This window comes from Glaesserella sp., from assembly GCF_041814905.1.
In the GTDB taxonomy this organism is placed as follows: Bacteria; Pseudomonadota; Gammaproteobacteria; order Enterobacterales; family Pasteurellaceae; genus Glaesserella.
The window spans coordinates 1-9,559 of the sequence record NZ_JBGXYA010000087.1 but is presented as its reverse complement, the minus strand read 5'-3'; the positions used below and the strand labels follow the sequence as shown (position 1 = coordinate 9,559).

Here is a 9,559-nt window from a genome sequence, read left to right as displayed (position 1 = left end):
CGTGATTTACGTCGTTACGGTACCGTGCCGCACTCAGGCTTTGGTTTAGGCTTTGAGCGTTTAATCGTCTATGTCACCGGTTTACAGAATATTCGTGAGGTCATTCCATTCCCACGCGCACCGCGTAATGCGAATTTCTAATTCTTTCTAAAATAAGTAGATAAAAAGGCGAGCTATATGCTCGCCTTTTGTTATTACAAGCGGTCGGTTTTCACCTCAAATTTGCAAAAAATCGGCGGAAAACGACCGCTTGTTTCCTCTCGTTAGAAACTCATCTTAAATCCAACATCCAAACGGGTTTGGTTACCTTTATTGTTAAGTAGCTGTAAATGGCGGACGTCACCGAAAATATAGCTGTTTTTGCCGACTTTCGTTTGTAAACCCACACCACCTTCAATACCGTGACGTTCAAATTTTTCACTGACATCCAAGCGATTGCCGTCAGCATGGAAGAACGTTGCATCCTGTTTACCGGAATGTTGATGATGGTAATTGACAATAAAGTAGAGATTGCCGTCCCGTTCATCCGCAGTGAACTGTTTATTTAAACGCAAACCGGCTCGCATGGTAAGACTCTCGCTACTATCAACGCTGACACGTGAAAACGCATCGTTTAGATCACTATAATGGGTGTAGAGATAAGCGATTTGGGCTTGCGGTTCCAAGACCCAGTTTGTTGTTCCTAACGGAATACCTTTACCTACCTCAATGGACGCGCCGGCCTGCCATCCTTTCAATTTGGAGTGGATACCATCCGTGTCTTTCAGTTTGCTATATAGACGATTGACTTGAGCTACCGTATCAATATAGCCACCACGATTTCCAACATAAGTATGGTAGAAGCCAATGCCTGCCGTTTGAGTTTTCACCTTGCCGGTAAAACTACTTATCCCGACTTTATCCCGTTCATGATCATACACATCGACTTTACTGTACAGATATTGAGCAGTTATCCCTGCTCTGCTACGGTTAGCATCTTCACTACGCCAGAGATCTTGACCGATTTGGACTCCGGTTGAGAACTGTTCATATTCAAACTGTGTTTTGCCTTTTAGCTTGTTATAAAAGCCTAAAGTGCGAACCCAAGTCTCTTTACCATCGTTTTCTCCGGCTTTTAATGTACCGTTACGTTGATGCATCGTAGACATTAAATTAAAGCCGCCAATCACATTACTGGATGCTGCCGCCAAATAGTTTCCAACGCCTGGACGATAGGTACTACGAAGATACCAATCTCCGTCCGTTGGCGTAGACAATCCGTTTTGGACTAAACGATATTGGTAAGAATTGACCGCAATTGCAGCGGTAGGGAGTGAAAATACTGCATCAGACAGCCCTTCTACATCAATCACTTTAATCCCTTCTTTTGTTAATGCACCGGAACCACTTTGATTGGTCACCTGTACGGTTGCTTGTCCTGAAGTATTGCCTTGGACAACCAATTTATCCGTTGCACTATCATCGGCCTCCAAGGTCGTTTGTATAGCAATAACACTCGAGGCTTGCACATTTAAATCATCCGATAATGTTAAGGTATCTTGGTGGGTATCTGCTCCCGGGCTAATCGTTGAGCCTGATTCTGCCGTAACTACACCACCGACAGTACCGTTACCGCTGAGAATACTGCCTGAAGCAACGGTTAAGGTTAAACCGCCCAACACGCCGTTTACTTGTAACTCACCGGCTTGTACCGCATTCGTACCACTAAAGGAGCTACTATCGCCGCTTAATAGCATACTACCGCTACCAAGTTTGACATAACCGCCGTTACCTTCAAAACTACCGGCAAATTCAGTATCGTTTGCCGTACCGGCTGTTAACACTGTAGTACCGGTTTTGACTACACTACCACTCACGCCGGTAAGATCCTGCACTGTCGTTGCTTGAGCAGTAATATTCGAGACATCAAATACTGCGGTGGTATTGGCCAGTTCCACCCCGCTACTGCTTGCAATATTACCGTTGCCTGATAATGCTAACGTCGTTGCTTCTATCACCGTTTTACCGGTATAACTATTTACACCTTCAAAGGTAGTAGAGCCGCCTCCGACACTATCGGAGACAATTAATGTACCATTGCTACTGCTATCACTCAAATCGAAAAACTCACCACTAAATACTGCGTTATTTGCATTAGCATCAATAGTACCGCCAAGATTATTCAATGAAAAATCCGAGGTATATGTACCCGCGGTATCTATTTTTAGTGTTCCGCCTTCAAACGCAGGATTCACGGTGATACCTAATTGCGAACTGTCATAGGACACTTTTCTTAAATCAATATTTGTTTTGGTAACCGCCGGTACGGACGGATCGGCCGACGGAGGGATAACCACCGTATCGAGTTGTTCACCCATTAGATAATAGTAGACTAACTCAACACTTTGACCACTGAGTAAAGTGCCTATATTGAAACCCATACCGATGACATAATCACCATCACCATCCATATTACCTGCAAGATAAAAATCCGGATCTAACGACCAAGCTGAAGATACGCCGGTATTATGAGTATAAGGTGATGTGCTATAGATACCGACAGGTAAACCGGTTTGCTGTCCTAATGAATGTACCCAATCTTCTGCAGCAAACTTAGTCGTTCCTCTACCATTGGTTGTATAGTATGAGTTATACGTATTCACATCCGGATCAGGATCAAGTGCCGTGGCAAATCTCACTTCGGTCAAATCCTGCAATGCGGTTAAAACTGTTTCAACACGAATCGCTTCTTCTGTTTTGCCCACACTATAAGTATTTTTTACCGTATAGTAATCCGAATATTGTCCTGACCAAGTAGCGGCTGCAACAGTACCACTGCTTATATCCGAAGGACCTGAAGTCGACGGAATCAGCAACTGATTGTTATTGTTGTTGTATTGCAAGCCTGTCTCAGCGGTTTTTACACTGAAAGTTTGATGTGGGCTACCGGGCGTAAGGTAATCATCAACCCCAAAATTTTGGGTACCCGTTTTATCGTATTGAATACCGGGTGGATTAGCACCGTTTGAACCTAAAGTACCATAATCACTCACAGCGGTTCTGATATAATCACCGGTCAGTGTTACAGGAGTGGCAAAGGAAAGACTAGAAAACAATGCCGCAAGACTGACCGTGATTAATTTGATACTGCCTGTTTTGCGACGGCTATTGGTGAGTTCTGATACCGCAACATAAATCCCTTTAACGGTATCATAAATTGTTTTATAAGTATGATTCATAAAATAACTCCTGTGAAATGATAAAACCTTAAGAAATTTCCTTACTTTGGGTACATCAAATAACGTATTTTATGAGTTCTCACCTCCGTTTTTGCAGGTAAACATGACAAACTTTATAGTATAAAGTTTCATTATTTTCTACATTGTTTTTGTAATCCATTCAAAAATAGCGTCAACATACTAAAGAAAAAACATCAATATTTACACAAACTGTGCTTTACTTGTTTTCCATAGAAATTAATTTATTGAATATAACAAAATTTAAAAAAACCACCGATTTTATGATAACAAGCGGTGGTTTTTCTCAATTATTTTGCAAATTAGATTTTATCGTTATTGTTTAATATTTTGTTCGTAATCGTTCCTGCAACCATTGCACCGTTCACATTTAGTGCTGTACGTCCCATATCGATTAGTGGTTCAATTGAAATCAATAAACCGACCAACGCAAGCGGTAAATCTAATGCAGATAACACGACAATCGCCGCAAAGGTTGCTCCGCCACCCACTCCGGCAATACCGAATGAAGCAATCGCAACAACCAAGATTAAGGTGGCAAGATACTGTAAACTAAACGGATCAACACCGACCGTCGGTGCCACCATCACGGCTAACATTGCAGGATAAATCCCCGCACAACCGTTTTGTCCGATTGTGGCACCGAAGGTTGCCGAAAAATTGGCAATTACACTACTATTCCCCAATTTATTGGTTTGCGTTTCAATATTCAACGGCAAAGTAGCCGCACTTGAACGGGAACTGAATGCAAAGGTTAATGTTGGCATTACTTTTTTGTAATAATCAATCGGGCTGACTTTAAATAAAGCCAGTAATATGCCGTGAATAATAAACATCAAAATAATTGCCGCATAAGAAGCCACAATAAAACTGCCTAGATTAACAATATCTTCCCAAGCAGAAGTTGCGCCCATTCGGATCATTAAAGCAAATACACCGTAAGGCGTTAAACGGATAACAAAACGCACCAACCGCATAATCAATTTGTTCAAGCTATCAACACCTTGTGCAATTCGCTCGCCCAACGCTTTATCTTCTTTAGCCAAGCTTAATGCAGCAACACCTAAAAAAGCCGAAAAAATGACGACGCTGATAATAGATGTTGGGTTAGCACCAGTAAGTTCTGCAAACGGATTACGTGGAATAAACGACAATAACATACCGGGCAGACTTAAGTTACTAACTTGCTCGACACGTCCGTCGACTCGCGCTTGAGCCGCCAATTCACGCTCACCGGCAACTAAGCCTTCGGCAGACAGGTCAAATAGATATACCATAGCGATCCCGATTGCAGCAGAGATTGCAGTGGTAATAATTAATACCGATAACACACTAAAACTGATTTTACCTAATGAACCGACCTGATTTAAACGGGTAATGGCCGATAAAATTGAGATAAAAACTAATGGCATAACGATCATTTGTAACAAGCGTACATAACCGTTTCCAACCAAATTGACCCAATCTAATGTGGTCGTAAGTTCTTCCTTAACATAAAGCGTTTGTAATAATACGCCACCTGCCAAACCGAGTAATAAGGCAATGAAAACGGTTCGTCCGAGTTTTTGATTATTGCGAAAAATGACCGCTAATAACACAAGTTCTGCAGCAAATACCACCAAGTTTAAGATCGTCATAAGCACTCCTAATTTAAGACCCAAAAACGCAGTGAGCATAAAAAACTCACTGCGTTTTTGCAAGCGTATAATGATTTTTGGTATAACTGAAAATGATCAAAAATGGCTTATTGTAATTCCCAACTCAAATTAGAAACTAATCGGCAATCATCACACTTAAAGTGGAAAATACCGTGTAAAGGTTCCGTCAATTTCCATTTACCGCCGCAACTTGGGCATTGACGTTGATGTTCAGTCGCTTCATCTTTGCCTAAACGATAAAGATAATAGTAGGTCGGCACGCAAGTTAAGTTTTCCAATGCTTGTCCGATTAATCTGCCATACTGGTTAAGCTCACTATTAAATTCACTGATTTCGGTAAGTGCTTGCTGTTCCAATGCTCCACCATTCATTTGTAACTGATCGCATGATTGCCAATTTTCTTGCCATTTGATAATCGCTTCGGTCAATTCAGGTTGATCGCCGAAACGATAAAGCGGAATCGGACGAAAGGTCTTCCCATTATAAATCGGCGAACATGTTTCTACATAAGTCGTATAAATAATTTGAAAAGTTGCCTGTTCAGTAGCGCCGGTTTCTTCCGCATTATAATCGCGGCCGACAAGTTCAAAATATTCAAATTGAACCCCTGCATTTTCTGCCTGTAATAACGCTTCATTTACATATTCATTATTATATTCAGGAAACAGCGACTCTTGTTCAGGCGTTGAAACACGCACTTGAAACTCTGATAGCGTTTCATGTTGATGGTGCGTTATCCCCATTTCACGACCGATAACTTGTCCGTTATAACGCCATTGATTCAGCACTTGGCTGATTAACGTCACTGGATCTTGCTCAAAATTTTGATAACTGAAATGAACGATTACTTGGTACATTGGGCTTTCTCCGCTTTTTCTTTTTGCACAATTGTGGTCGGTTCTTGGTGAATAATCACCTCAGATAACGGAAAAGCCTCCAAGATTTTTTTCTCAAGGCTATCGGTAATATCGTGCGCTGTCACCAACGGTAAATGATCATCTAATTCTAAATGTAATTGAATAAATCGCACCGCACCTGCCCGACGGGTTTTGAGATCATGAATACTGATAATGCAAGGATGTTCCAGCGCAATCATCCAAATTTTATCGACTTCTTCTTGCGGCAAAGCTTTATCCAGTAGCGAATGCATCGCTTCCCAGTGCATTTTCCCGGCATTCACCAGAATATAAAGCGCAATCCCAATCGCAAAAATCGCATCGGCATAAACCATTCCGTACATATTTAATACCATGGCAATTAAGATTGCCGCATTCATATAAAGGTCGGTTTGATAATGCAGTGAATCCGCTTGAATCGCCGGACTCCCCGTTAATTTTACAACTTTACGTTGATATGCGACTAAAACGGCGGTGAATACAACAGAAAAAATACTGATACCGATACCCAATTCACTGCCATCAATTAATTGTGGTTCCGTTAAACGTTGCACACCTTGTAGCAATAAAAATGCGGCAGAACCGGCAATAAATGCGCTTTGAGCAAGTGCCGCTAACGATTCAGCTTTACCGTGACCAAAAGTATGGCCATCATCGGCAGGACGCAAAGCAAAACGCAGAATTAAAATATTGGTTGATGAGGCAAGTAAATCGACAACCGAATCCGTCATTGCGGCTAAAATCGCCATTGAACCGGTGTGCCACCACACAAAAGCTTTCGCTACAATGAGTATAATTGCCACGGTAATGGCAAAATTCGCCGCACGTTTTACATATTTTGCATATTCATGATTCATTATTTTTTACACTCGATCAACCAAGGCATTTGAGCAAATTGAAGCGCAAGTTGATTCAAATCCCGCAGATAAGCCGCCAATTTACTTTTTTGCAAATTTTTTGTCGAAACAGACCGCTTGTCAGAGAATTGAATTTGCCCGTACCCACAATATAAATCGCGTCCACGGGTGACTTCAAGCTGGTAATTTTGAAAACGCGTTGTCGGAGGATACAGTACTTGGCTGCGCAATTCATTCTCAATAATTGCCACCTGAGCCTCCGTATCCATCTGTTTAGAAAAAGCTTGACGGCGTAGCTCCGCTCGCTGTGAAAGCGTTTTATTTCGGCTATTTTGGTCTAAAAAAAACAAAATACCCTGTTGCCACTGATCCGGATCTTTCGCACTGCCTTGTTCCAAATAAAGCATTTGTTGCATCTCATCAATCTGATTATCCGTTACCTTTTCATAAGTTTTACCTTGAAAAGTCACTCTATCCGGTATAGAGAACTGCGCCTGATGCACGGCACAACTGGATAAAAAGAGTGGCAATAGAGCCATTTTTCGCAACATTGTCACGCTTTTTGCTCCTCACGTTTAAACACAAATTCTGATTCGGAAGAGTTATCCGCGTCAAACCAATAGCCACCATAGTTAAAATCTTTCAACTGCTCTATTTTGCTTGGTTGAACTTGCAACATAAAGCGCACCATCATGCCTCGCGCTTTTTTGGCGTAGAAACTAATGACTTTATATTTACCGTTTTTCTCATCTAAAAATACCGGTTTGATTATAGTCGCTTGTAATTTACTTGGTTTTACTGCACCAAAATATTCATCCGATGCCAAATTTATCAAAATATTATCGCCTTGTTCATCAATCGCTTGTTGTAGATTTTCGGTAATGATATTACCCCAAAACGCATAGAGATCGTTACCTTTCGGGTTTACCAGTTTAGTTCCCATCTCTAAACGATAAGGCTGCATTAAATCAAGTGGCTTTAGCAAACCGTATAAACCCGATAACATTCTCAAATGATTTTGTGCATACAAAATTTGTTCTTTCGTTAACGTTTCCGCATCCAAACCGGTATACACATCACCTTTAAAGGCGAATAACGCCGCTTTGGCATTTTGTTCATTATGTTCCGATTGCCACTCTGCAAAACGCGCAGCATTCAGGCTCGCTAATTTATCACTAATTGACATTAACGACCCAAGTTCTGCAGGCGTAAGTTGCTTGCAGATATCAATAAGCTGTTGACTACAAGCGGTCAGTTTCGGCTGAGAAAATGCAAAACCCTCAATTTTTGTTTCAAAATCAAGGGTTTTAGCAGGAGAAATAATGGCAAGCATTTAAGTACCTTTTATCAAAAATTAACTAAGCGGGAATTATACTACAAAACCTGTCAGATGACGGGATTCGGTATTAAACAGTTTATAGAAAACAACGACGTATTAAACTGATTAAAATAGAAAAGAAAAAGGCAGGATAACCTGCCTTTTCGATAAAACGTAAAATTAACGTTTTGAGTATTGTGGACGACGACGTGCTTTGTGTAAACCCACTTTTTTACGTTCAACACGACGAGCATCACGGGTAACAAAGCCCGCGGCACGTAATGCCGGACGAAGAGTTTCATCGTATTCCATCAATGCACGAGTGATACCGTGACGGATTGCACCCGCTTGACCAGAAATACCACCACCTTTAACTGTGATGTATAAATCTAATTTATCTGTTAACTCAACTAATTCTAATGGTTGACGAACGATCATGCGAGCTGTTTCGCGACCGAAGTAAACTTCTAAAGAACGTTGGTTAATGGTAATGTTACCATTGCCCGGTTTGATAAATACACGAGCTGAAGAGCTTTTGCGGCGACCTGTGCCGTAGTTTTGATTTGCTGCTGTCATTTTTATGCTCCGTGATTAGATATCTAAAACTTGTGGTTGTTGTGCTGCGTGGTTGTGTTCGTTACCTGCATACACTTTTAATTTACGGAACATTGCACGGCCTAACGGACCTTTTGGCAACATACCTTTCACCGCAATTTCAATCACTGCTTCCGGACGACGAGCAATCATTTCTTTGAAGGTTGCATCTTTGATACCACCTACATAGCCAGTGTGCCAGTAGTAGATTTTATCAGTTTCTTTTTTGCCTGTTACCGCTACTTTTTCCGCATTGATAACGATGATGTAATCACCTGTATCTACATGTGGAGTGTACTCAGCCTTGTGTTTACCACGAAGACGACGTGCTAATTCAGTAGCTAAACGACCTAAAGTTTTACCTGTCGCATCTACTACATACCAGTCACGTTTAACTGTTTCTGGTTTTGCTACAAAAGTTTTCATTAATTAAATACCAAAATTTAAAGTTTAAACCCAATATCCTAAACGGATATTACCTATATACGGCAGAATTTAACCCCTTCGAGTCAATTCAGACCAAACTTGCACGGCGGGAATACCGTGCAAAAACAGGGTGGCGGGATTATACAGACATTACACATAAATTGCTAAAGGTTTTTGGATATTTTTTTAGATTTGTAGACAATATCAAAATTTTACACATTCATTTTCTTTTTTACTTCTCATCTTATTTAGAAAATGATAAAAATAATTACCCTGTGATTACTTTATATAAGGAGATCTCTATGGAACAATGGTCCGGAAACGTGTGGACTGCCATTATCGCAGCGTTTGTTGTCGGCTTAATTTTAGGCTACGTTATTTTCCGTGCGACGAACGCCAACGCTCAAAAACAGCAAAAACTGGAAAAAGATTTGAAAGCGGCGACCACTAAAATCGACGAACAAAAACAACAGTTGGAAAAACATTTCGAACAATCCGCTTCGTTGTTGGCAACACTTGCCGAAGATTACAAAAAACTCTATTCTCACTTGGCAAAAGGCTCCCAAACCCTACT

The 9,559-nt window shown here is 41.0% G+C and carries 10 protein-coding genes; 2 read left to right on the top strand and 8 right to left on the bottom strand.

What is annotated here, in order from left to right:
• A partial coding sequence (locus ACEYJ7_RS11670; protein ID WP_373779267.1) for an amino acid--tRNA ligase-related protein occupies window positions 1–141 on the top strand: 141 nt, incomplete at its 5' end.
• A 122-nt stretch (window positions 142–263) separates the two neighbouring features.
• On the opposite strand, the gene ACEYJ7_RS11665 is transcribed toward ACEYJ7_RS11670, so the two are convergent.
• From ACEYJ7_RS11665 to rplM, 8 genes are all read right to left on the bottom strand, one after another.
• Entirely contained in the window at window positions 264–3,218 is a 2,955-nt protein-coding gene (locus ACEYJ7_RS11665) for an autotransporter outer membrane beta-barrel domain-containing protein (RefSeq protein WP_373779266.1), read from the bottom strand.
• 320 nt (window positions 3,219–3,538) lie between these two features.
• Window positions 3,539–4,873 (bottom strand): L-cystine transporter, encoded by a 1,335-nt coding sequence (locus ACEYJ7_RS11660; protein ID WP_373779265.1) that lies wholly within the window; start codon window positions 4,871–4,873, stop codon window positions 3,539–3,541.
• A gap of 107 nt (window positions 4,874–4,980) precedes the next feature.
• Entirely contained in the window at window positions 4,981–5,751 is a 771-nt protein-coding gene (locus ACEYJ7_RS11655) for a Zn-ribbon-containing protein (RefSeq protein WP_373779264.1), read from the bottom strand.
• Window positions 5,739–6,647 (bottom strand): cation diffusion facilitator family transporter, encoded by a 909-nt coding sequence (locus ACEYJ7_RS11650; RefSeq protein ID WP_373779263.1) that lies wholly within the window; start codon window positions 6,645–6,647, stop codon window positions 5,739–5,741. The genes ACEYJ7_RS11655 and ACEYJ7_RS11650 overlap by 13 nt, the downstream gene beginning before the upstream one ends.
• On the bottom strand, window positions 6,647–7,198 hold the full coding sequence (locus ACEYJ7_RS11645; RefSeq protein ID WP_373779262.1) for an ABC transporter ATPase: 552 nt from the start codon (window positions 7,196–7,198) through the stop codon (window positions 6,647–6,649). Before ACEYJ7_RS11645 ends, ACEYJ7_RS11650 begins: the two co-directional genes overlap by 1 nt.
• A gap of 2 nt (window positions 7,199–7,200) precedes the next feature.
• The gene (gene yaaA / locus ACEYJ7_RS11640; RefSeq protein WP_373779261.1) at window positions 7,201–7,980 is read right to left on the bottom strand and encodes a peroxide stress protein YaaA; all 780 of its coding nucleotides are present in this window, start codon (window positions 7,978–7,980) and stop codon (window positions 7,201–7,203) included.
• Window positions 7,981–8,145: 165 nt separating this feature from the next.
• A complete protein-coding gene (gene rpsI, locus ACEYJ7_RS11635; RefSeq protein ID WP_135673437.1) occupies window positions 8,146–8,541 on the bottom strand; it encodes a 30S ribosomal protein S9 in 396 nt (131 codons plus the stop codon).
• A 15-nt stretch (window positions 8,542–8,556) separates the two neighbouring features.
• Window positions 8,557–8,985, bottom strand: coding sequence for a 50S ribosomal protein L13 (gene rplM / locus ACEYJ7_RS11630; protein WP_012621589.1), 429 nt, complete (start codon window positions 8,983–8,985; stop codon window positions 8,557–8,559).
• A 302-nt stretch (window positions 8,986–9,287) separates the two neighbouring features.
• Between rplM and ACEYJ7_RS11625 the strand changes: the two genes are divergently transcribed.
• A partial coding sequence (locus ACEYJ7_RS11625) for a YhcB family protein (RefSeq protein WP_373779260.1) occupies window positions 9,288–9,559 on the top strand: 272 nt, incomplete at its 3' end.

What these genes read in the sequence shown, in the direction of transcription:
- rpsI (WP_135673437.1), bottom strand. Translation starts at nt 8,541, where the DNA reads ATGACAGCAGCAAATCAAAACTACGGCACAGGTCGCCGCAAAAGCTCT.
- ACEYJ7_RS11645 (WP_373779262.1), bottom strand. Translation starts at nt 7,198, where the DNA reads ATGTTGCGAAAAATGGCTCTATTGCCACTCTTTTTATCCAGTTGTGCC.
- ACEYJ7_RS11660 (WP_373779265.1), bottom strand. Translation starts at nt 4,873, where the DNA reads ATGACGATCTTAAACTTGGTGGTATTTGCTGCAGAACTTGTGTTATTA.
- ACEYJ7_RS11665 (WP_373779266.1), bottom strand. Translation starts at nt 3,218, where the DNA reads ATGAATCATACTTATAAAACAATTTATGATACCGTTAAAGGGATTTAT.
- yaaA (WP_373779261.1), bottom strand. Translation starts at nt 7,980, where the DNA reads ATGCTTGCCATTATTTCTCCTGCTAAAACCCTTGATTTTGAAACAAAA.
- ACEYJ7_RS11650 (WP_373779263.1), bottom strand. Translation starts at nt 6,647, where the DNA reads ATGAATCATGAATATGCAAAATATGTAAAACGTGCGGCGAATTTTGCC.
- ACEYJ7_RS11655 (WP_373779264.1), bottom strand. Translation starts at nt 5,751, where the DNA reads ATGTACCAAGTAATCGTTCATTTCAGTTATCAAAATTTTGAGCAAGAT.
- rplM (WP_012621589.1), bottom strand. Translation starts at nt 8,985, where the DNA reads ATGAAAACTTTTGTAGCAAAACCAGAAACAGTTAAACGTGACTGGTAT.